The sequence below is a fragment of the Paracoccus sp. TOH genome (assembly GCF_030388245.1).
Classification (GTDB): domain Bacteria; phylum Pseudomonadota; class Alphaproteobacteria; order Rhodobacterales; family Rhodobacteraceae; genus Paracoccus; species Paracoccus simplex.
This window is the reverse complement of sequence record NZ_CP098361.1, coordinates 123,942-145,610: the sequence shown is the minus strand read 5'-3', so window position 1 is coordinate 145,610 and position 21,669 is coordinate 123,942. Positions and strand designations below refer to the sequence as shown.

Here is a 21,669-nt window from a genome sequence, read left to right as displayed (position 1 = left end):
CTAGACCTCGCGCCTGAAGGTGTCGCTGACCGTCTCGCCGGTGTCGCGCAGGACATAGGAGAGGGCGATCTCCAGCAGCCCCTCGTCGCGGCGCAGGCTTAGTTCCGAGACGGTCAGGATCTCGGACAGGTGCTTCTGGATCGCCGTCTGGATCAGGAAATCGGCGGCGGTCTCCAGCGCCTGGTTGTTGGTATCGAACAGCATCTCCAGCAGGCCCGAGCCGAAATCGGGCCGGTTCACCCGCTCGCCCGGGGCGGTGAACAAGACCGCCTCGATCAGGTCGCGGGCGTGGCGGCGGGCGTCGCCGGTGGTGGCGGTGCGGCCGGTGCCGTCGATGCGGAAGGGGGCGGAAAGATCGGTCATTGCCCTGTCACCCTGATCTGGCTTGCCACGACCTGCGGCGGCCCCGCCGGCCCGGCCGCGCCGATGCAGATGCCGCCGCTGGAAGACAGCAGCGCCGGGCTGCCCTCGATCGTCACGCGGGCCGCGGGCGTGGTCCATTGCACCTGCGTGCAGGGCATCGGATTGGTGCCCGAGGTGAAGGGACAGCCGGAAATGGTCATCATATGCGCCACCGTCACCGCCGGCTGGCCGCCCAGCTGGACGCGGGTCGAGCTGCTGCCCGGCTGCGCCTGCCCGCCATGCGGGCACAGGATCGTCGCGCCCCTGTGCAGAAGGCTGGTCATCACGTCACCTCCAATGCGCCCGAGTTCACCGTGACCTTGGGCCCCGAAAGCTCGACCTTGGCGCCGCCCGAGCTTTCCAGCGTGATGCCCTGCGCGGTGATGGTGATGCGGTTGCCCGACGGGGTCTCGATCACCAGCGGCGCCGAGGAATTCACCTCGTCCAGCGTGATCGTGGCGGCCTGGGTCTTGATGATCTTGACCATCGGCGTCTGGCCGGGGCATTCGCCCTCGCCCCAGAAGCAGCCGGACCAGATGGGGGCGTCGATATTGCCGCCCTCGAACTCGACCCAGATATTGGCGCCCACCGGCGGGATCAGGTAGAAGCCGACGCCCGAGCCGGCGAAGGGCACCGAGGGCATGGCCCAGTTCAGCGTGTTGGTGCCGTAGACGGCCGGCACCTGCACCTGCAGCCGGCCCTTTTGCAGCGGGTCGGTGTTGTTCGACACCGTGCCGCGATACTTGCCGAAATAGCCGGCGCGCGTCGTCTGTTCGTTCATGGCAGCACCATGGGCACGGTGGTTCCCGTGCCCTCCCGGTTCAGGGTGAAGGATTGCGTCCACGCGCCGCGCGAAATCTTGTGGATCACGCTTTGCACGTAATAAAGCCCGTCATGGTCCAGCCCCGCGCCGCGCAGCCCGACCAGCCCGCGCGGCGACAGGATCGCGCCATAGCGTGCGGTATCCAGATCGCCCGTCACCTTGACCGTGTCGGTGGTGGCGTCGGATTGCGCCTGCGCCTCGCCCATGGCCTGCGCGGCCGAGGGCGCGCCCCGGGTCTGGAACAGGTTGGTCCGGACCGTGGCGCGGTTGGAGATCGAGGGCTGCGCGGCCAGCGGCGGCCGCAGCGCCATGGTCGAGCGCACCGGCATGGTCTGGCCGGTGGCGGGATCTTGCACCTGGCCCTGGACCTCGGCCGCCTCGCCCGCCGCGTTCTCGAAGCTCAGCCCCGAGACGTTGCTTTCCGGCCCCATGTCGGTGGTGATGGCGCGCTGCGGCAGGCCGATGCGCGGCGGCGGTCCCCAATAGCCGGTCGAGGTCAGCGGCACCGGGCCGGGGATGATGGTGAAGATGCGGTCATGCGCCGCCGCCAGATCCTTGAGATAGGCGAAATCGGTGCCGCGCTGCATCGGCACCCGCTCGGTCGGGTTCGGCCGGTCCGCGGTCATCGGCGGGATGACCATCGGCAGGATGCCATATTGCATGTAGCGCAGCAGGATCATGCTGGCGATCTCGCCCGGGCCCTGGGCGGGGTGGGTGGTCTCGCGCTCCTCGCGGTCCATGACGAAGCTCAGATCCTTGCCGCGCAGCTGCAGCCGGGCCGGGCCGGCGGATTGCGCCGGCTTGAACTCGGCCGTCTCGACGATGCCGTCGATCAGCACCACCGGCATCAGGCCCATCACCGCCGTCAGCACGATGCGCGATCCCGTCTTCAGCGCCGGCTCGGCCATGATCGGGAACACCCCCGCCAGCGCCGGGGCGCGGATGGCGTCGAAGACCAGCTCGAAGCCCGAGATCTCGCGGTCCGAGACCGCCACCTCGGCCGAGACGAAGCGCTCCATCAGCTCGGCCGGCAGCGGTCGGGGCAGGCCGGTCCCGGCCAGCAGCGTCAGGCGGACCCCGATCAGCTCCTGCAGCATGTCACGCCTCCCCCGGCTGGGTCAGGTTCAGGCGGCGGCCGGGGGTGTCGGCCAGCGCCAGCGGCTCGGGGTCGGGATTGGCGTCCATCACCCGCCAGGACTGGCGGGCGTCGCCATAGGCGCGATGCGCCACCAGGTCCAGCCGGTCGCCGTCCGCGACCGCGATGCGCGCGGCGATGCGCGGCGCGTCGGGGATGATGCGGCGGTCCAGATAGGCGATGTCGCGGCCCTGCGCGTCGGTCAGGTGCAGGACGGCGGCCTTGGCATAACGGGAATCGCGGTCGATCATGGCGCCCTCACATAATCTTCACGTCCGAGCCCAGAACCGAGCCCAGCGAGTTGATGCGCCCGACCATGGCCATGGTTTCCTTGACCAGTTGGTGGCTCAGGAACATGGCATAGCCGGGATGGCTGCTTTCCAGGTCCGAATAGCTGAGCACGGCCAGATCCATCGACACCTTGGCCCGGATCGGGTTCAGCTTCGGGTCATAGGCTTCCTCGGTGATCGACAGGCTTTTCAGCCGCACCGGCAGGATGCGGGTCTTGCCCCAGATGAACACGGTGAACGGGCCGCTGGCCGGCAGGATCTCGACCGTGCCCAGGCGCAGCAGCACCGCATTGGCGATGACGGTCGAGGCGGCGGGGTAAAGCAGCGTCTCCAGCTGCGCCAGGCGCGGATGCAGGCCCAGTTCCTCGGCCTCGCCCTGTTCCAGGTCGTCGCTGGCGTCCAGCACCGCCTCGACCTTGATGACCTCCTTCGGGGCGCCGGCCAGGCGGAAGCTGTCGGCGCCGCCCTCGCTTTCGGCGGCATTGGCCTCGATGGTCCTTTGCAGGCTTTCCGGGTTGATCTGGAAGGGGATCACCTCGGGCAGCGGCACCGGCGGCCGGAAGGCGACGATGGCGCCTTTCAGCAAGCGGGGCGAGCGGGAATAGCCGGACATCTAAGCGCTCCTCACCTGGTCGATCTGGGCCTGCAGCGTGGCCTCGAAATTCGGGAAATAGCCGCGGTAATCGGCCGCCAGCGCCGAGAGGTTCTCGGCCTGAGCGCCCGAGTCGAAATATTCGCCGTAAGCCGAGCCGCCTTCGGGCAGGGTCTCGCCGTTCCAGACCGTCAGCCGGAAGAAGCGGACGATGTTCTCGGCCATCTGGTGCATCTCGCTGAAATAGACCGTGCCGTCCGAGAGATCGCGGGCGACGATGCCCTCCAGCGCCTGGTCCCATATGCCATGACCGACGGTCTGCTGCTTGATCTCGGGGCTGGGGGCGCCGCCGCTGACGCGGGCATAGATGGCGCCGGGATGGCCTTGCATGATGCCGATGCGTGCGCCCTGATGCGGGCTGCCCGGCGGATACCATTCCGCGCGCCGCGCCTCGGGCAGGGCGGGTTCCGGCGTGTCCTTCCATTCCGGGTCCATGCGGTGGCCGTAAGCCTGATAGCTGATGATCACCTTCTGCGCCGGATAGGAGCCCTCGGGCGCGAAGATCAGTCGCTTGGTGGGCGTGCGGACGCGGTGCTGGAACTGGATCAGCTCGCACAGCCCGCGCAGCCGCTCGGTCCGGCCGCGCTCGACGTCCTCGGCGGCGTTGCGGATGATCTGCGCCGCGAAGCGCGAGGCGATCCATTCGTGCTGGCCGGGATCGGCGCCCCTAACCGCGTCGGCCAGCCGCTGACCGTTGCGTGCCGCGCGTTTCGAGCCGGCATTGCCGGTCGGGTCGGGGCGGACGAAATGGCCCAGCGGCTTCGTCACCCCGCCCTCGCCGTTGCCGGAGGCGTTCATGGCATCGTCCTGATAATAGGTGCCCCAGCCGGTCTGCGTCATCACGCTGTCGAACTGATCGACGATCACCGTCCGGAAATAGCTGCCCGTCACCCGCTCGAAGGCGTGGTCGTAACTGTCGGTCCCGCCGCTGCACATGGCGGTCGCCGCCTCGGACAGCGGCGTCGCCAGCGCGGTCATCAGCGCCGGGTAATCCGGCCCGCCGCCGGCCAGAAGCTGGTCGGTGATCGCCAGCGTCGCGCCGCCCTCGTTCAGCCGCCGCGCCAGATGGTCGCCGAAAAACTGGCCGACCCGGGCCGGGTCGAATGCCGGTTCGGGGCCGAGGAAGGTATCGGCATTCGGCAGGCTCAGCGCCTTGGCCAGCCGCCGCGCCTCGGCCGAGACGGCCGCGTCGAAGCCGCCGCCGGTGAAGCGCCGGGCGGCGCCGGTGGCATTGGCCGGCCGCCGCCAGGGCTCGGTCGCGCTGCCGTCGCCGGCCAGCATGGTGGCGAAGCCGCGCCAGTCCAGCGGCGTATAGCGCGCCACGTCCAGATTGGGCAGCACGTAGCGGCGCAGGTTCTCGGACAGCGAGGGGGCCATCGCCACGAGCTCGGGGGCGAATTTCTGGTCCAGCGGCACGATGCTGATGCCGAAGAATTCCAGCACCCGCGCCACGGCGCTTTTCGTCTGCTCGCCCTTGGCCTGCGTCTCCTGCGCCTTGGCGGCGGCCTCGGCCTGGACGGCGTCCGAGGCGCCCTCGGCCTGGGCCGCGTTCACCGCGTCCTCGGTCAGCTCGGCCTGGGCGTCCAGCTGCGCCTCCTCGGCCTTGGCGGCGGCGACCAGCGCCTCGAGCTCGGCGCGCTTGTTCGCCAGCACCACGCCGCGCCAGTTCTTCCGCGCCGCGTAATCGGTGAAGGGCTGGCCCAGCCGGCCGTCCAGCCATTGCACCAAGGGCGTCGGGTCCGAGCGGATGACGGGCCGCACCGTCTCGCCCTCGTCCTCGATCAGCAGGGTGTGGGCTTCGGAACCGGCGCGGAACGGGATCGGCGCCATGATCTGGCCGGCGGCGGGGGCCTCGGCCGGCCTGCCCTGGATGCCGAAGGCAGCCAGCACCCGGCGCATCAGCTTTTCCAGCGCCGTCTCGATCTTCAGCCGGACGGCGCGCAGCACCTCCTGCACCTTCTGGGGGATGCCCGAGACGCCGATCAGCCGCGCCAGCAGGTCCAGCACCACCGGCAGCAGCCGCGCCAGCACCTGCTCGACCCCGCGCATCGGCGGCTCCAGCGCGCCGGTGGCGATTTCCCAGATGGTGTTGATGACGGTCTGCACCACGGCGAAGATCCGCGCCAGCTGGGTGCGCAGGAACTGGATGAAGTTCCAGATCGTCATCACCAGCTTCACCAGCGCGCCGACCGGGTTGAACATGCCGGCCAGCCACATGATCGAGGCCAGCACCACCTTTTCCAGCAGGAAGGTCTTGAGCTGGTCCAGCACCATGTCGCGCAGCATCGCAAGGTCGCTGGTCAGCTGTTCCCACAGCCCCTGCCAGCCGCCGGTGATCAGCGCCCGCACATAGCTCAGCACGTATTCGATCTTCCGCACGGCGCTTTCGCCCAGCACGCGCACGGCGACGCGGCGCACGGTCTCCAAGGTCAGGCCGAGCGCCTGCCGCGCCACGTCCAGCAGACCCCAGAGGTCGAATTCCGCCGGCATGGTGATGCCGCGGCCGAGCGGGCCGGTCAGCCACAGGATGATGCCGGCGATCAGGTGGCGGCGGAAATTGTCGGCAAAGCGCCGGATGCCGCCCTTGACCGCCTCCAGCAGGTTCTGCACGAAGCCGCCGGGATCGGCGACGATCAGGTCGATGGCCTGCGCGGCGCGGGCGAAAAGCTGGAAGAAGGCGTCGGGCTGGATCCCCAGCGCCATCAGGATCGGCGACAGGATCAGCCGGGCCAGCGCCGCCCAGTCGCCCGACAGCGCCGCCTGGGCCAGCGCCAGCGCCGCGTTGACCGCCGCCTGCCAGGCCGCCAGCAGCGCGTCCAGCGCCGCCGCCAGCGCGTTCATCAGGAATTCGATGCCGGTCTTCAGCGCATCGGCGATACGGTCGATGGCCGCGGTCGCCGCCGTCACCGCCGCGTCGATGGCGGCGTTCAGCGCCGCGGCGATGGCGGGGAAATATTCGGCCAGCAGCCGGTTCACCAGCTCGTGCAGAAGCGCGCCGAAGGCCTCGATGACGCCCTTGATCAGCCCGGCGGCGGCGGCGATCAGCGCCAGCGCCGCCGATTTCACCGCCTCGATGATGTCGCGCACCGCGGCGCGCACCGCGTCGAAGATCGCATTGATCGCGGCGGTCAGCCGTTCGAGCTGCGCCTTGACCCAGTTGACGGCGCGGTCCCACCAGCTCTGGCTCTCGGATTCGCGCTCGGCCTCGTCGCGGCTGGTTTGCGCGCGGCTTTCGCCCTGCGCCACCTCGGTCTCGGCCTCGCGCTCGGCCTGGGCGAAATCGGCGTCGATGCGGGTCTCGGTGCGGCTGACCTCGGCCGCCACCTCGGCGCGGGCCCCGCTGCGGGCCGAAGCCGCCTCGTCCCGCAGCTCCGAGACCTGGCCGGCCTGCTGGTCCAGCGCGTCCTGCCGGGCGGACTGGATGTCGGCGCGCCGGGCGATCACCTCGTCGCGCTGCGCCTGGTCGGCCTCGGCGTTCAGCCGCGCCTGTTCCGTCTCGGCATGGGCCAGTTCGGCCTCGCGCCCGACCTCGCGACTCTGGGCGGCGGCGTCCAGATCGGCCTGCGCGGCGGCCAGCGATTCCTGCATCGCCGGGCCATGCGCGCGGTCGAACAGCGCCACCGTGGTCGCGTCCAGCAGCTGGGCGGCGAAGGCGGCGGCGCCCTCGACCGGGGGCAGGGCCGGCGCGGGCTCGGGGGCCGAGCGCGGCGGCAGGGCGAAGCCCTCGGACATCTCGCGCAGCTGCGCCTGTTCGGGGCCGGGGCCGTCGATCACGGCGCGGGCGGCCCCGGCCCCGGCCGCGGTCGCTTGCGTGCCGGCGGCGGCCTCCTGGCCCTCGACGCGGGCCGGATCGGTCTCGCCGGCCAGCGGCACCAAGGGGGCCGCCCCGGCCGAGGTCGCGACCTGCCCGTCGCGGGTCTGGACCCGGTCGAAGCTGCGCTCCAGCGATTGCGGGTCGCCGGTGGTGAAGTCGCGTTCCAGCAGCGGGGCCAGGTTGGCATTGGCGGCGGCCGGGCCGGGATCCGGGGTCGGCGCCAGATCGGGCTGCGGCGCGGGTTGCGGCGTCTGGGCCTCCAGCGCCCCGGCCGTGGCGGCGGGGGCGGCGACGGGCGGGGCGGCGGAAAGCGGGACGCCCGGCGCCATCTCGGCCCGCAGTTCCGGCAGCGCGGCATCCTCGGCGGCGCGGGCCCGGGCCGAGGCGGCCTCGATCCGCGCGCCCAGCCCCGCCGCCTCGCGCGCCTTGACCGAGGGCGGCGCGGCGGCAAAGGCCGCCATCACCGCATCGGCGTCCTGCGCCGCCTCCAGCGCCGCGCTGGCGGCTTCCGCCTCGGCTGCGGCGGCCTCGGTCCCGGCGCCGAGATCGGGTTCGGGCGCCGGGCCGAGCTGTTCCGGGGCGGCCGCCTCCGGCGCATCGGCTACGGGCTGCGGGCTTGGCGGGGGATGCTCCGCCGCCGGCGAGACTGGCTGTTCGGCGACCGGCTCGGGCGGCAGGGCGGCCGGCGGTTCGGGTTGCGGGGCCGGGTCCGGCGCGCCCTGCATGCGGAAGGCGATGGTGCCGGGGGCTAGCCGCGCCGCGACCGGCGCCGGGGGTGCGCCGAGCCGCGCCTGCAGCTCGATCCGCTGCGCTTCGGCCTCGGGGCTGGTCTCGCCGCCTTGTTGCGGAGCGCGGGATTGCAGCACATGCGCCAGCTCATGCGCGACCACCGGCAGGGCCGGGTCGCGGCGCAGGAACAGCACGCCGTCCAGCGCCGCCGCCTCGGCGCCCTTGCGGTCCAGCGCCGCCTCGACCGGGGCGCCGGTCAGCACCTCGACCGGCGGCAGCGCGCCGAACATCGCCTCCAGCGCCGGGCGGAAGGGCAGGGGCGCGCGATGCAGCCCCGGCGCGGCGGCCTGACGCAGCCGCTCCAGCGGGATGTGGTCCGGGGCCTCGGCCGCATCAGTCCGGGGCGGCGCGACCCTCACCTTCCAGCGCGGCCTGGCGCGGGCCGGTTCGCGTGGCGCCGGCTCGGGCGCGGCATGCTTGCGCAGCGCGCTCATGGCCCCAGCCTCCGCAGCAGCGCCCGGGCCAGTTCGCGGCCCATCGCCTCGGGCGTGCCGGCGCCGGCGGGCAGCCGGCCCAAGTCGATGCGCTCCAGGTCGGCGGGGCGGATGCCGGGGGGCAGGCCGTGGCGTTCCAGAAGCGCCGTCAGCTCGGCCTCGAAGGCGCGGGCGGCGCGGGCCGCCTCGGCCTCGGTCAGGCCGGGCAGGGACAGCGCGCCGACATGCAGGGTGACCGCGCCGCTCATCGGAAGCCCCGCAGTTCCGCCTCGGACAGCGGCTTGCCAAGCTTCATGTATTCCTGCCGCGCCGCGCGCTCCAGATGCGCCATGCCCAGCCGCCCGCCGCTTTCGGCCGCAAGCCAGGCGGCGGTCAGCGCGATCGAGCGGATGAAGCCGCCGGTCACCGCCAGCCGGGCCAGCGCGTCGAAGTCGATGGCGTCGCGGGGCAGCGCCTCGGGCAGCACCGCCTGCCAGATCAGCGCCCGCTGCGCGGCGTCGGGGAAGGGGAAGTCGATCACCGCGCGGAAGCGGCGCAGGAAGGCGTCGTCCACCGCCGCGCGCAGGTTCGTGGTCACGATGGCGATGCCGGCATAGCTTTCCAGCCGCTGCAGCAGGTAGGAGGTCTCGGAATTGGCGTGGCGGTCGTGGCTGTCTTTCACCTCGGGCGAGCGGCGGGCGAAGATCGCCTCGCCCTCGTCGAAAAGCAGCACCGCGCCCGCATCCTCGGCGGCGTCGAAGATGCGGCCGATGTTCTTCTGCGTCTCGCCGATATATTTCGAGGTCAGCGCCGCCAGGTCGACGCGATAGAGCGCCAGCGCGCCGCCGTCCTCGCAGAGTTCGCGGGCCAGGATTTCGGCCGCCATGGTCTTGCCGGTGCCCGAGGGGCCGCTGAACAGCGCCGTCAGTCCAAGCCCGCGCGCCGACTTGGCGCGGAAGCCCCAGTCGTCCAGCACGCGCGGCCCGTGGCGGCGGCAGGCGGCAAGCTGGCGCAATTGCTGCAACTGCGCGGGCGGCAGGACCAGGTCGTCCCAGCGCGCCTGCGGCGCGATGCGCTGCGCCAGTCCCTCCAGCCCCTGGGCGGCGCGGGCGCGGATCAGCGCCGGCAGGTCGGGGGCCAGGCCGGTGGCGTGGCTGGCCTGCGCATCCGCCATCTCGCTGCCGGGCAGCGGAGTGGTGCGGACCGGGGCAAGGCTGGCGCGGGGCCGCTGCGTCGGTTGCGGGGAAAGGCCCCAAAGCAGGCATGGCCCCAGCAGCCGGTCGGCGATCAGGCAGCCTTCGGGCGTGGCCGGGATCAGCATGGCCGTTTCGGTCAGCACCACGTCGCGGTTGAGCAGTTGCGCGGCGCGCGCCGGGTCGAGATCCTGCGGCAGCAGCCGCGGCTCCAACGCCGCCAGGCGCAGGCCCAGCCCCGCCACGGCCTCGGCGGCCAGCGCGCCGGCCTCGACCGGGTCGGCGGTGGCCAGGTGCAGGATCGGCGCCGGGTTTTGCGCGCGCGCCCTCAGCAGCGCCTCGGCCAGCGCACCCGCCTGCGGATGCGGCGCGGCCATGCAGGGTGAAAGCGCCGGGGCCAGCGCCGGATCGGGGACCGGCGCGGCGATCAGGGCCAAGGCCACCGCCTCGGGCACCGCCAGCACCCGCTGGGAAAACCCATGGCCCGGCAACGCCTCGACCAGCGCTCCCTGGCGCAGCAGCGCGGTGGCAGAAAGCGCCGGACCGGCCTCGGCCCCCAGCACCATGCCGCACAGCGCCGGCGTGGCGCGGCCGTGCCGGGCCAGCGGATGCGCGGCCAGGGCGGCGGCGGGCTCGATGCCCAGTTCGGGCGCGGCGATCAGGCAGAACAGGTCGAGATCCAGCGCCGACAGGCCGAAGCGCCGGGCGATCTGCAAGAGCGCCACCGGCCCGAGCGCCGAGAGGTCTTCGAGCTGCGCCAGCAGGGGCTCGGCCGGTTCGCCTTGCAGCAGCGCCATGGCATGCCGGCCGGCCAGCTCCAGCGCCCGTGCCTGCCGCGCGGCGGCGGATATGGCCTGGTGCCGGGTCATGGATCCAGATCCGCGACCGGCGCGTCGAAGCCCTGCGGCCCCAGCGTCGGCAGGCTGGCGGCGCCGTCGATCTCGGCCCGCACGACATACTCGGCGGCGACCACGCCGGCTAGATCGGCGTGGATGCGGTCGGTGCTGCCCTCGACCCGCTGCGCGGGAACCGAGAAGGCCGGCGCCGATCCCCCCGGCAGCGGGTTGAACAGCAGCGCCGCCGCTTGCCGCTCGCCCACCGGATGGCCCAGGGTCAGCGTCACGCTGCCCGTGAACCGGCCGGCGGTCACCGTGCCGGCCCGCGCCACCGCCGTCACCACCGGCGCGATGGCAAAGGGCAGCGCGTTCGAGCTTTCCCAAAGCCGCTCGGCCTGGCCGGGCGCGGGCTCGAACAGGTGATCGACCGTCAGCCGGGCGATGCCGGCCGGCTGGTCGGCGGGCAGCTGCAGGTCGATGCGCCGCGCGTCGACATTCGCCGCCGCCACCGTGACCGGCCGGGCCCCCAGCATGACCCGCATCCGCTCGGCGGCCAGCGCCGTGCCCTCGGCCGCCACCCAGCCGCCGGGCAGGATGGCGGCCATCGGCTCGGGCAGCGTCCCCGCGCCGCCGGGCAGCGCCGTCACCCGCAGGATGCGCGGCGCCTGCAGGGGCGCGGTGCGGCCGCCGATGGTCAGCACCGGCAGGGCCGAGCGCGCCGGGCGGCGGCTTTCGATCAGCACGCAGGCCACCTGATACAGCGCCGAGGCCCGCAGCGGCGCGGAAAAGGCCGACCAGATGTTGCTCAGCGCCTCGATCTGGCCGAGGTCGCGGCTTTCCGGCATGGCTTGCGTCACGCGGATCTGCTCGAACTGCTCGGCCAGGTCCGCCGCGACCAGCAGCCGCAGCGGCGCCGGCAACAGGCTTGCATCCACCGCCGGATCGGCGCCGCCCAGCGAGATGCGGATGTCGGCGCGGGTCAGCACCGGGGTTTCGTGCAGCACCTGCATGCCGTAGCCCAGCAGGATCTCGGCATTCAGGTCCTCGGCGCCGGTGGCGGTCAGGATGTAATGCAGGTCCAGCGCCAGCCAGGGATTGTCGAGCCGCGCCCCCGAGGCGCTGCGGGCCGGCAGGCGCTGGCTGGACCAGGCGGCGTTGCGGGTGACGTTCCACAGGTAGATGTTCAGCCGGTTGGACGGCTCGGCGTCCCCCTCAAGCCGGTCGGGGGGCGAGGAGGTGACGCTGAACTGGCCGATGGAATCCAGGTTGGCATTCAGCAGCCCGTCGTTCAGCCGGTCCCTGAGGATCGCGGTCACGGCGGCTATGGCAAGCGCGTTCGACATCCTATCGCTTCCATCCGAGATAGTCGGTCAGGCCGGGCCGGGCTGGCGCGGCGGGGCGCGGGGCGGGGCCGGGCCTTGCGGCTTGCGTGGGTGGGGCGGGCGGCGGTTTCGCGGCGGCGACCTCGATGCGGCCGATATGGATCTCGACCCTGGGCGCGGGTTCCGGGACCGGCGCGGGCGGCGCGGCTTCGGGCGTGCTGGCGGGCTTGGGCGCGGCCGGGCTGACGCGCATCCGGGGCGGGGCAGGCGGCTCGACGGTTTGCGGCGCGCGATGCTTGCGCGGTTCGCCCGGCCGGTGCGGTTTTTCCGATGCGGGTCCGGCGCGCGGTTCGGCCGGCCGAGATGGGGGTCGGGGCACGGGCGCTTCCGTCGCAACGGGCTTCGGCGCAGCGTCGGGACGCGGTGCCGGCTCGACGGTGATGCCCGGCGCTGGCGACGCATCCCGGCCGGCGACGGCTGGCACAGGCGCGGGCGCCGGGTGCGGCTGGGGTTGCGGCGCCGGGGCGAGGCCTTGCGCCGGCGCCTCGGCAATCCGCGCTGCCGGCCTCGGCGCTGGGGCGGACAATGGCGGGTGCGGCGGTTCGGTCCGCGGCTCGGTCCGCGGCACGGGCGGGCGCGGCGGGGCGGCAAGGCGCTCCGCCGTCTCCTCGGCAAAGCCCGCATCCGGGGCATCGCCCTCGAAGCGCTGGCGCGGGCGGGGCAGGATCGCCGGCGGTTGCAGGAAGCGGCGGCTGAGGGTGTCGAACAGGCTCATGGCGCCACCTCGGCCAGGTAGAGCGCGCGGCGTGCCGGCGGCATCGCAAGGATGTCGCGCTCGGACCAGCCGAAGGCGCGGGCCAGCCGCACCACCTCGGACAGCAGGCGCCGGGCCTTGTCCTCGATCTCGGCCCAGAGCCAGGCGGCGGGGTCGAAGCCTTCGGCCAGCGCCGCGCCGCATTCCGGGCAGTCCATGGCCAGCGTCAGGCCAAGCGCCGGATCGGCGGCCTGCAGCGCCTCGGCCGCCAGCGCCGCAAAGCCGGGATCGTGCCAGGGCGCCGCACCCAGCGCCTGAAGCCGCAAGCCCTGCGGGCCGAAATCGGCAAGGCGGGGCAGGCGCAGCACATGGGTTTCCCCCTGCCAGTCCACCGCCACGGTCTGGGCGACCGCCGGGGGCGGGGCGAAATCGGCGGGCAGGGCGAATTCCAGCCGCGCGCCGCAGGCCGGGCAGGTGCAGACCGCTTCGTCGCCCGCCGGTCCGCCGGTTTCGGCGACCAGCCGCGCGCGCAGCGCCCAGATGCGGCGGTCGAGCTCGCCCAGCGGCAGCGTCTCGGCGCCCACCCCGGCGGCGGCACGGCCGAGCAGCGCGGCGCGGTCTAGCGCATCGCCCGCCCGTCCGCGCTGGTAGAGGTCAAGAAGCGCGTTGCCGTCCAGCATGATGCTTCCCCGATCATGGCGTCAGACCGCCGGCTCCAGGAAGGAAATCTCGCTGGGTTCGGCCACGTCGTAATCGCGTTCCCAACCCTCGTTCTCCAGCTTGATCGACTGGATGGCGACGGCATTGGCATTGGCGTCGAGTTCCGGCAGCGCCTGGTATTCCGACACCCAGGCCCGGAACACGCGATAGGACAGCGCCAGCTGCCCGGCCTCGTTGTAAAGGTCGATCACCAGATCCTTGCGGAAATCGCGCAGGGACACCTCGGCGCCCAGGCCCGAGCCGTAGTTCCAGACCTTGTTCGCCCATTGCTCGAACTCGACGTCATGGGTGACGCCGCGCTCCAGCGTGATCGCCTCGAAGCTGGTGCGGCCGGGGCTGCGGCGCGAGACGGAGGGATCGCCGCCCTCGCGATGCTCGACCACCTCGGTGGTGCGCTTCAGGGCCGAGACCTTCGAGATGCCGGCGACATAGCGGCCGTCCCATTTCACCCGGAACTTGAAGTTCTTGTAGGGGTCGAAACGGGTGGCGTTGATGCTGAACTGTGCCATGGTCGGACCCCTCAGTTCGTGGTTTGCAGGCGTTGCTGGATGCGCAGCATGACGAATTCGGCCGGCCGGACCGGGGCGAAGCCGACATAGATGTTCAGGATGCCCAGGTTGATGTCGGCCTGGGTGGTGGTCTCGCCGTCGCATTTCACCAGGAAGGCGTCGCGGGCCGAGGCGCCCTGGAAGGCGCCCTGTCGGTGCAGCTGCGACATGAAGCCGGTGACGTTCAGCCGCACCGAGGCCCAGAGCGGCTCGTCATTCGGTTCGAACACCACCCATTGCAGGCCGCGCAGCAGGCTGTTCTCGATATAGAGCGCCAGCCGGCGCACCGGGACGTATTTCCATTCCGAGGCCAGCGCATCGGCGCCGTCCAGCGTGCGCGCGCCCCAGACCACGGTGTTGTAGACCGGGAAGGTCCGGATCACGTTGATGCCCTGCACGTTCAGCGGCCCCTGCTGCGGATCGGTCATCACATCGACGGGCCGGCCGCCGGCGACGCCCGCCGCGGTGCCGGCCGGCGCCTTCCAGACCCCGCGCGTCGCATCGGTGCGGGCGATGATGCCCGCCGCCGCGCCCGAGGCGGCGAAATTGCGGTTCTGCGTCGGGTTCAGCGGGTCGGGCGCCGTCAGCTTGGGGAAATACAGCGCCGCGTTGCGCCGGATCGTGCCGCCCAGCGCGGCGGTCCATTCCAGGATATTGGCGCGGGTGGTGCCCTCCAGCGGATCGACGATCAGGAAGGCGAAGTGCCGCTCGCAATAGGCATAGGCGCGCTGGTAGACCTGCGCCGCCACCGCGCGGCGGGCATGGCCCAGCACCGACAGGTCGGGAAGGCACATCAGGTTGAACACGTCCGGCACGATGGCGTCCAGCGCGTCGATGCCGGCCCCCAGCGCGTTCACCGCCAGGTTCTGCCAGGCATCGGTATCGCCGGGCAGGGTGCCGTCGGCGCCCTGGGTGGTCATGGCCGCCAGCGCCGCCGCCGCAAGCTGGCGCAGCCCGTCCAGCGTGGTCACGTCGGCGCCGCCCGATTGCGTGGCATTGGGCAGGTTGCCGTTGGCATGGGCGCTGACGGTGACAAGCTGGCTTTCCGCGGCCAGCACCCGCGTCACATAGCGCGGATGGGCGCTGTTCGCCGACAGGCCGCTGTAGGATTCCTCGCGCATCACGTCATTGCCGCGATAGAGCCGCACCAGCAGGTCGAAGCTGGTGGCACCGCCGCCGGCCCGCGCCACGCCGATGCGCAGGTTGTTCCCCCATGTCCCGGGCGAGGAGGCGGCCAGCGTCAGCCCGGCATTGTTCGGCGGCAGCAGCACCGATGCCGGGGTGGCGCCGTTCGAGGCCCGCACGATGAAGGCGATGTTGCCGCCGTTCAAGAAATAGTTGCGCACCGCATAGCTGGTCTCGCATCCCGGATGCAGCCCGCCGAAGACCCGCTCGAATTCGCCCCAGGAGGTGACGCGGGTGGCGCGGCCCAGCGGGCCTTGCCCGAGAACGCCGATGAAGGCGGTGTTCGAGGTCGCCACGCCGGCGATCGGCGCGCTACCGCTGGGGATTTCCTGGACATAGACGCCGGGAGTGTCGAGCATGGGGGAGCCCTCGCTGAATGGCCCGGCGCGGATGGCGGCCGGGATTGCGCATGAACCGTCAGCAGACCGGAGAGATCACTGGCGCCGGAGGCATGTTCCGGACGCCGCGGACCCGACTGGTCGACCTGGCCGAGGGGAGGGCAGCCCCTCTTGGATTATTCGAGAAAGAGAAGAGACACGTATGAAGCGAAAGTTAGCAAAACTTTGCCGCTGACGCAACGAATGAGATTCGGGGATTTGCCGGAAACCGGCGGGCTGGAACGAAAAAACCGATGCGCCCCGGCCTGGACGATGGTCAGGTCGGGGCGCGGACGAGTCGGCCCAGGGTTGTGCGGGCCGCGCCGCCTCAGGCGACGAAAAGCTGCGGCTTGGTCAGGCTTTCCGGGCGCAGGATCGCGTCCAGCCGTTCCTTGGGCAGCAGGCCCTTTTCCAGCACCAGCTCATAGACGCCGCGGCCGGTCAGATGCGCCTCGGTCGCGACCTCGGTGGCGGCGGCATAGCCGATATAGGGGTTCAGCGCCGTGACGATGCCGATCGAGCGGCGCACGGTTTCCTTGAGCACGTCGCGGTTGGCGGTGATGCCGCGCACGCAGTTGTGCTCGAGCGTGTCGCAGGCGGCGACCAGATGACTGACCGAGCGGAACATGCTGTAGGCGATCACCGGCTCGAAGGCGTTGAGCTGCAGCTGCCCGCCCTCGGCCGCCATGGCGATGGTCATGTCGTTGCCGATCACCTCGAAACAGACCTGGTTCACCACCTCGGGGATCACCGGGTTGACCTTGCCCGGCATGATCGAGGAACCGGCCTGCTTCGCCGGCAGGTTGATCTCGTTGAAGCCGGCGCGCGGGCCCGAGGACAGCAGCCGCAGGTCGTTGCAGATCTTCGACAGCTTCACCGCCACCCGCTTCAGCACGCCCGAGACCTGCACGAAGGCGCCGCAATCCTGCGTCGCCTCGACCAGGTCGGGGGCGGTGACCACGGGAATCACCGTGATCTCGGCCAGCCGCGCCCGCACGCGTTCGGCATATTCGGGATGGGTGGTGATGCCGGTGCCGATGGCGGTGGCGCCCAGGTTGATCTCGCAGATCAGGGCGGCAGCTTCGGCCAGGCGCAGCTCGTCCTCGCCGATGGTGATGCCGAAGGCGTTGAATTCCTGGCCCAGCGTCATCGGCACGGCTTCCTGCAACTGGGTGCGGCCCATCTTCAGGATGTCGGCGAACTCGGCGCCCTTCTCGGTGAAGGCGCCGCGCAGCGAGGCCAGCGCCGCGATGACGTTCTGCAGCCCCCGCCACGAGGCCAGCCGCAGCGCCGTCGGATAGACGTCGTTGGTCGACTGGCTCATGTTCACATGCTCGTTCGGGTGCAGGAACTGGTATTCGCCCTTGGCATGGCCCATCAGCTCCAGCGCCCGGTTGGCGATCACCTCGTTGGCGTTCATGTTGGTCGAGGTGCCGGCGCCGCCCTGGATCTGGTCGACGATGAACTGGTCGTGCAGCTTGCCGGCGCGGATCTCCTCGCAGGCGGCGGCGATGGCGTCGCGGCGTTCGGGCGAGAGCAGACCCAGATCGGCATTGGCCAGCGCGGCCGCCTGCTTGATCGCGGCCAAGGCGCGGATCAGTTCGGGAATTTCACCGATCGGCCGGCCCGAGATCGGGAAATTCTCGACGGCGCGCAGGGTGTGGACGCCCCAATAGGCGTCGGCGGGCACCTCGCGGTCGCCAAGCAAGTCATGTTCGATGCGGGTCTGTTTCATGGTCACCTCGAAGAGGCACGGACCAGCGGCCCGCGTTCCGCGGGACCGTTGCAGCCATGCAGTTTGTCTGGATCTGTTCGCGTCTTGCGGGCCGGTCGGCCCTTGGTGCCCCTGAATTAGGCGCGGCCGCGCGCAATTTCCAATGCCGAGTCCGGCTGGGTTATTCGGTTATTGCATAACCATCGCCCAATTCGCGGGCGGCCTGCCAGACCCGGCCGGTGATGCCGCGGCCGCGCGCGGCATTGCGGTAAAGCCGGATCTCCATCGGCAGTTCCGGGGCGACGATCTCCAGCCGGCCGGTCTCGATCTCGGCCTCGACCAGCAGGCGCGGCAGCCAGACGACACCATGCCCGGCGACGGCCATGCTTTTCATCGCCTCGGCCATGCTCGCCTCGTCGGTATGGGCGACATAGACCTTGGGGGCGCCGGGCTGTTCCAGGGCGATCCGCGCCATGGCGTTCAGGAACGAGCCGCGGGAATATTTCAGCATCGGCATGCCCTCGGTCAGCCATTCCCGCGGCCAGCCGGGGCGGGCGACGGCGACCAGGCTGTCCTGGCCGACGACCAGATGCGGAAAGCCCGTCGGGTCCAGCGGGATGTTCACCTGCGGATGCGCATAGGTCAGGAAGAAATCATAGCCGCCCTCGGTCAGCGCCTCGATGCAGCGGTCGAAATTCTCGGGCTTGACGCGGCTGGTCATCTGCCCGGTCGCCGCCTTCAGCCGCATCAGCCAGCCGGGCAGGAAGGTCACGGTCAGGCTGTGCAGCGCCACGAAGGAAATCTCGCCGCCATGCGAACGGGTGTGGTCGCGGAATTCGGTGCGACGGGCGTTGATCATCCGCACGGCTTCCTCGGCGGTCTCGCGGAACAGCACGCCTTCCGGGGTCAGCGTCACCGGGTAGCTGTCGCGCGACAAAAGATCGGTGCCCAGCCATTCCTCGAGCGCGCGGATGCGGCGGCTGAAGGCGCTTTGGGTGACGCCGCGCAGCTGCGCCGAGCGCGAGAAGCTGTGCGTCTCGGCCAAGCTCAGGAAATCCTCAAGCCATTTGAAATCCATGCACCCCCCTTTCGCGTCGCTTTACCCGACCGGCAGGGGCGGCGCCACAGAAAGACGCGCGATGCGCGCGCGGTGCTAGAACAGGAATTCGTCCGCCAGGGTGGGCGCGGCGAAGCCCGAGCCGGTGGACAGCGCCACCTGGACGACATCCTCGCCGAAGCCGACGATATCGGCGCGGCCGTCGCCATTCACATCGGCCATGCGCCTTTCGTGGCGGTCGGTGCGCCAGCCATCGGCATGGCCGAACCCGTCGGACCAAAGCTGCGCCGCCGCGAAACCCGCGCCGGTGGACAGGGCGACAAGGACGCCGTCCTCGCCGAAGCCGACGATATCGGCGCGGCCGTCGCCATCCACATCGGCCAGCAGGCGTTCATGCAGCGCCACGCTCCAGCCGGTATCGCGGCCGAATTCCGCAGTCCAGAGCGTGCTGGCCGCGAAGCCCGTGCCAGTGGACAGCGCCACGCGCACCCCGGCATCGCCGAAGCCGACGACATCGGCGCGGCCGTCGCCATTCACATCGGCCAGGTCGCGCACATGCAATTCGTTGCGCCAGCCGGCCGCATAGGAAAATTCCCGGGTCCAAACCCGCACCCCGGTCAAGCCGGTGCCGGTCGACAGGCTGACCAGCGTGCTGCCGCCGCCGAAGCCGATCACGTCGTCGCGCCCGTCGCCATCGACATCGGCGACCGCGCGTTCGTGCAGGGCGACGCGCCAGTGCCCGGCGTTCTGGCCGAAATCGGCAAGCCAGCGCCCGGCATCGACGAAGCGCGTGCCGTCCGACAGCGCGACATGCACGCCGCCATCGCCAAAGGCGATCAGATCGGCGCGGCCGTCGCCGTTCAGGTCGCCGGTCTCGCGCTCGTGCCGGTCGGTGCGCCAGCCGGTCCGAAAGCTGTAATCCGATGCCCAACCCGTGGCGTCGCCGAAGAACAGGCCGTCTGCCAGTGCGGTCAGCACCTGGCGTTCGCCGAAGCCGATGATATCGGCGCGGCCGTCGCCATCCACATCGGCCATGTCGCGCACATGCCGCTCGACCTGCCAGCCGCTGCGGCCGGCATTGAAATCCAGCGACCAGATGTCCAGCACCTCCTCGACCAGATAGTCGCGCTGCAGCCAGGCGAGGAAATGCGCGCTGAAGACCATCGTGCCATCCGCAGCGCGGCCGACCTGGGTCGCGGCGTCATGTTCGGTATAGGCGCGGAAAATCTCGCAGAAATGCTCCAGCAACGCGGTCGGCACATTGGCCGGCAGCCACCGGCTGCCATAATCGACATAGCTGTGCAGCGTGCTGTCGGTATCCGAGCCGTCATGCGCCAGCGTGGCCAGGAAGGCGACGGAGCGGTGGTCGCTGTGATCGTCATGGGCGAAGATGCTGCGGTGATCCTGAACCATGACATTGGTCGCGTCATGGCCGTCCATGATCAGCTGCATCAGCTCGACCAGTTCGGCCTGGCTGTAGCTGGCGGCACCGTCCACCGTATGCACCGCGTCGATATCGCCCTCGACCAGTTGGCGCAGGCTTTCCCGCCCGTAGCGCGCCGAGCCGCCGCCCTGCATCATGCCGTCCGGGGCACGCAGGAAATACAGCCGGATCTCGGGATGGTCGGCCAGGTAGCTGGACACCACCTGATAGCTGCGATCGCCGCTGCCGAAAGTCACCGTCTCGGTCACCCAGGCGGCCGAGCCGGTCATAGCGCTATAGGCCGCGCGGGCACCCGCCTCGCGCTCGAGCCAGTATTCCTCGCCGCGGCCGGCATCGCCGGCGGTCACGAAGACGGTGGTGATGGATTCTCCGCGCATCAAGGCGGCGTGCAGATCCTGTTCCATGAACAGAATATGATCGTCCTGATGGGCGACGAAAACGACATTCGATGCCGCGCCAGACATGATTCAGACTCGTTAACAGAACAACCGAGAAACAGGTCCAGCCTACTCCTCGCGCCCGTTTCGCGCAATCTTCATCATGAACGGCAGGGGAAAACGGTCCGATTCTGTCGCGGCCTGGCTAGCGCCGCATCAGCGCCAGCCAGGCCCGGATCGCCTGCAGCGCCTCGGGTTCGTCCAGCCAGGGGATATGGCCGCGATCCGGCACCTCGGCCAGGATCATGTCGGGGCGTCGGTTTCGCATCTCGGCGGCGGTCCGGGCCGAGAGCAGGTCGGAATTGGCGCCGCGGATCAACGCCAGCGGCAGGACGGCCGCGGCATCGAAAAGCGGCCAGAGGTCAACCTCGGGCGCGTCGAAGGCGGCCAGGAAGGCCGCGCGCAGCGCCGGGTCGTAATTGATGCGCAGCCCCTCGGGCGTCTCGACATAGTGACGCTCGGCCTCCTCCTGCCAGCGCCCGGGCGGCACATTGGCAAATTCGGGCATGGCGGCGGGCAGGCGCTCGGCCAGATCGGCCAGGCTGGCGCCGGCGGGGTTGCGGCCGACATAGTCGAAGATCCTCTCCAGCCCGCTGCGCTGCAGCGCGGGCCCGACATCGTTCAGGCACAGGCCCAGCAGCCGGTCCGGCGCCGTCGCCGCCAGCAGCATGCCGATGATGCCGCCGCGCGAGGTGCCCAGGACCGCCGCCTTTTCGATGCCCAGATGATCCAGCAGCGCCAGGACGTCGCGGGCCTCCTGCGGGACGGTATAGCTTTCGGCGCCGGTCCAGTCCGAATCGCCGCGGCCGCGATAATCCGGGCGGAGCAGCCGCAGCCCGGCCAGATGCGGCGCCAGATAGTCGAAATCGCGTCCGGTGCGGGTCAGGCCGGCCAGGGCCAGCACGGGCAGGCCATCGCCCGCATCGCGATAGGCCAGCCGCGCGCCGTCCTCGGCCCGGTAGAAGCGGACGGTCATCAGAGGTTGTCCGATTGCGGCATGCCCAGGACGTGATAGCCGCCATCGACCAGAACCACCTCGCCGGTGGTGCAGGCGCCCCAGTCCGAGCAGAGCCAGACCGCAGTGCCGCCGATCGCCTCCAGCGTGGCATTGGCGCGCAGCGGGGCATTGGCTTCGGTATGGCGATAGGTCTTGCGGGCGCCGCCGATCGCCGCGCCGGCCAGGGTCTTCATCGGGCCGGGGCTGATGGCGTTGACGCGGATCCCCTCGGGGCCCAGGTCATTGGCCAGGTAGCGCACCGAGGATTCCAGCGCCGCCTTGGCCACGCCCATGACATTGTAGAACGGCGTGACCCGGTTCGAGCCGGCATAGGTCAGGGTGATGATCGAGCCGCCCTTGGTCATCAACGGCTGCGCCCGCCGGGCCAGGTCGATCAGCGAATAGCAGGAAATCGTCAGGGAATTCCTGAAATTCTCCCGCGTGGTGTTGATGAAGCGGCCGGTCAGTTCGGCCTTGTCCGAGAAGGCGATGGCATGGACCAGGAAATCCAGGCCGCCCCAGCGCGCGCCGATCTGGTCGAAGGCGCGGCCGAGCGATTCGTCGTCGAGCACGTCCACATCCATCAGGAAATCCGAGCCGAGCGAGGCCGCCAGCGGTTCGACCCGCTTGCCGAAGGCCTCGCCCTGATAAGAAAAGGCCAGCTCCGCCCCCTGCTCGGCCAAAGCCTTCGCGATCCCCCAGGCGATCGAGCGGTCATTCGCGACCCCCATCACCAGGCCGCGCTTTCCCTTCATCAATTCGCCCAT

19 protein-coding genes are annotated in these 21,669 nt (G+C 70.9%); all 19 read right to left on the bottom strand.

Annotated features, from left to right (window positions below):
- Nucleotides 1–363, bottom strand: a complete 363-nt coding sequence (locus NBE95_RS11345) for a GPW/gp25 family protein (protein ID WP_289895559.1) — start codon at nt 361–363, stop codon at nt 1–3.
- Nucleotides 360–686: a hypothetical protein gene (locus tag NBE95_RS11340; RefSeq protein WP_289895558.1), complete on the bottom strand. Its 327-nt coding sequence runs from the start codon at nt 684–686 to the stop codon at nt 360–362. Before NBE95_RS11340 ends, NBE95_RS11345 begins: the two co-directional genes overlap by 4 nt.
- A complete protein-coding gene (locus NBE95_RS11335) occupies nt 686–1,183 on the bottom strand; it encodes a phage baseplate assembly protein V (RefSeq protein WP_019351809.1) in 498 nt (165 codons plus the stop codon). The genes NBE95_RS11340 and NBE95_RS11335 overlap by 1 nt, the downstream gene beginning before the upstream one ends.
- Complete coding sequence (locus tag NBE95_RS11330; protein ID WP_289895557.1) at nt 1,180–2,322, bottom strand: hypothetical protein; 1,143 nt, start codon at nt 2,320–2,322, stop codon at nt 1,180–1,182. The genes NBE95_RS11335 and NBE95_RS11330 overlap by 4 nt, the downstream gene beginning before the upstream one ends.
- Nucleotide 2,323: 1 nt before the next feature.
- Nucleotides 2,324–2,611, bottom strand: a complete 288-nt coding sequence (locus NBE95_RS11325) for a tail protein X (RefSeq protein WP_289895556.1) — start codon at nt 2,609–2,611, stop codon at nt 2,324–2,326.
- A gap of 7 nt (nt 2,612–2,618) precedes the next feature.
- On the bottom strand, nt 2,619–3,263 hold the full coding sequence (locus NBE95_RS11320) for a hypothetical protein (protein ID WP_289895555.1): 645 nt from the start codon (nt 3,261–3,263) through the stop codon (nt 2,619–2,621).
- Nucleotides 3,264–8,339 (bottom strand): hypothetical protein, encoded by a 5,076-nt coding sequence (locus NBE95_RS11315; RefSeq protein ID WP_289895554.1) that lies wholly within the window; start codon nt 8,337–8,339, stop codon nt 3,264–3,266.
- Nucleotides 8,336–8,587 (bottom strand): hypothetical protein, encoded by a 252-nt coding sequence (locus NBE95_RS11310; RefSeq protein ID WP_289895553.1) that lies wholly within the window; start codon nt 8,585–8,587, stop codon nt 8,336–8,338. Before NBE95_RS11310 ends, NBE95_RS11315 begins: the two co-directional genes overlap by 4 nt.
- Complete coding sequence (locus tag NBE95_RS11305; RefSeq protein ID WP_289895552.1) at nt 8,584–10,380, bottom strand: AAA family ATPase; 1,797 nt, start codon at nt 10,378–10,380, stop codon at nt 8,584–8,586. The genes NBE95_RS11310 and NBE95_RS11305 overlap by 4 nt, the downstream gene beginning before the upstream one ends.
- Nucleotides 10,377–11,690 (bottom strand): DUF4255 domain-containing protein, encoded by a 1,314-nt coding sequence (locus NBE95_RS11300; protein ID WP_289895551.1) that lies wholly within the window; start codon nt 11,688–11,690, stop codon nt 10,377–10,379. The genes NBE95_RS11305 and NBE95_RS11300 overlap by 4 nt, the downstream gene beginning before the upstream one ends.
- Before the next feature lies 1 nt (nt 11,691).
- The gene (locus tag NBE95_RS11295; RefSeq protein WP_289895550.1) at nt 11,692–12,444 is read right to left on the bottom strand and encodes a hypothetical protein; all 753 of its coding nucleotides are present in this window, start codon (nt 12,442–12,444) and stop codon (nt 11,692–11,694) included.
- The gene (locus NBE95_RS11290) at nt 12,441–13,103 is read right to left on the bottom strand and encodes a hypothetical protein (protein ID WP_289895549.1); all 663 of its coding nucleotides are present in this window, start codon (nt 13,101–13,103) and stop codon (nt 12,441–12,443) included. Before NBE95_RS11290 ends, NBE95_RS11295 begins: the two co-directional genes overlap by 4 nt.
- A 21-nt stretch (nt 13,104–13,124) precedes the next feature.
- Complete coding sequence (locus tag NBE95_RS11285; RefSeq protein WP_028713688.1) at nt 13,125–13,652, bottom strand: phage tail protein; 528 nt, start codon at nt 13,650–13,652, stop codon at nt 13,125–13,127.
- Between the two features lie 11 nt (nt 13,653–13,663).
- The gene (locus NBE95_RS11280; RefSeq protein WP_289895548.1) at nt 13,664–15,235 is read right to left on the bottom strand and encodes a phage tail sheath C-terminal domain-containing protein; all 1,572 of its coding nucleotides are present in this window, start codon (nt 15,233–15,235) and stop codon (nt 13,664–13,666) included.
- A gap of 346 nt (nt 15,236–15,581) precedes the next feature.
- A complete protein-coding gene (gene aspA, locus NBE95_RS11275; RefSeq protein WP_289895547.1) occupies nt 15,582–16,988 on the bottom strand; it encodes an aspartate ammonia-lyase in 1,407 nt (468 codons plus the stop codon).
- Nucleotides 16,989–17,148: 160 nt separating this feature from the next.
- Nucleotides 17,149–18,045, bottom strand: coding sequence for a LysR substrate-binding domain-containing protein (locus tag NBE95_RS11270; RefSeq protein WP_289895546.1), 897 nt, complete (start codon nt 18,043–18,045; stop codon nt 17,149–17,151).
- A 75-nt stretch (nt 18,046–18,120) separates the two neighbouring features.
- The gene (locus NBE95_RS11265; RefSeq protein ID WP_289895545.1) at nt 18,121–19,932 is read right to left on the bottom strand and encodes an FG-GAP-like repeat-containing protein; all 1,812 of its coding nucleotides are present in this window, start codon (nt 19,930–19,932) and stop codon (nt 18,121–18,123) included.
- A 118-nt stretch (nt 19,933–20,050) separates the two neighbouring features.
- Nucleotides 20,051–20,881, bottom strand: coding sequence for an alpha/beta hydrolase (locus NBE95_RS11260; RefSeq protein WP_289895544.1), 831 nt, complete (start codon nt 20,879–20,881; stop codon nt 20,051–20,053).
- Nucleotides 20,881–21,669 (bottom strand): enoyl-ACP reductase, encoded by a 789-nt coding sequence (locus NBE95_RS11255; RefSeq protein ID WP_289895543.1) that lies wholly within the window; start codon nt 21,667–21,669, stop codon nt 20,881–20,883. Before NBE95_RS11255 ends, NBE95_RS11260 begins: the two co-directional genes overlap by 1 nt.